Genomic DNA, 620 nt, shown 5'->3' with positions numbered 1-620 from the left:
GCGCAGATGGACGGCGCGATCCTGGTGGTGTCGGCCGCCGACGGTCCGATGCCGCAGACCCGCGAGCACATCCTTTTGGCCCGCCAGGTCGGCGTGCCCTCGATCGTGGTGTTTTTGAACAAGGTCGACCAGGTCGACGACGCCGAGCTGCTCGAGCTGGTCGAGCTCGAGGTGCGCGAGCTTTTGACCAAGAACGAGTTTCCCGGCGACGACATTCCGATCGTCAAGGGTTCGGCGCTTGCCGCCCTTGAAGATTCTGACAAGAAGATCGGCGAGGACGCCATCCGCGAACTGATGGCTGCGGTCGATGCCTACATTCCGACGCCGGTTCGTCCGCTCGACAAGCCGTTCCTGATGCCGATCGAGGACGTGTTCTCGATCTCGGGCCGTGGCACGGTGGTGACCGGCCGCGTCGAGCGCGGCGTCGTCAAGGTCGGCGAGGAGCTGGAGATCGTCGGCATCCGTCCGACCACCAAGACGACCTGCACGGGCGTCGAGATGTTCCGCAAGCTGCTCGACCAGGGTCAGGCCGGCGACAACATCGGCGCGCTGCTGCGCGGTGTCGACCGTGAAGGCGTCGAGCGCGGCCAGGTCCTGGCCAAGCCCGGCACCGTCAAGCC

The 620-nt window shown here is 66.1% G+C and carries 1 protein-coding gene; it reads left to right on the top strand.

Features of this window, described 5'->3' with window-relative positions; translation table 11 throughout:
* On the top strand, positions 1-620 hold a 620-nt coding region (locus tag NKH50_RS28935), incomplete at both ends, for a GTP-binding protein (RefSeq protein ID WP_352882586.1).

It is taken from the genome of Mesorhizobium sp. M1027, assembly GCF_040318745.1.
Classification (GTDB): domain Bacteria; phylum Pseudomonadota; class Alphaproteobacteria; order Rhizobiales; family Rhizobiaceae; genus Mesorhizobium.
Note: the sequence above shows the minus strand (reverse complement) of the source record. Positions and strands in the feature narration are given on the sequence as shown.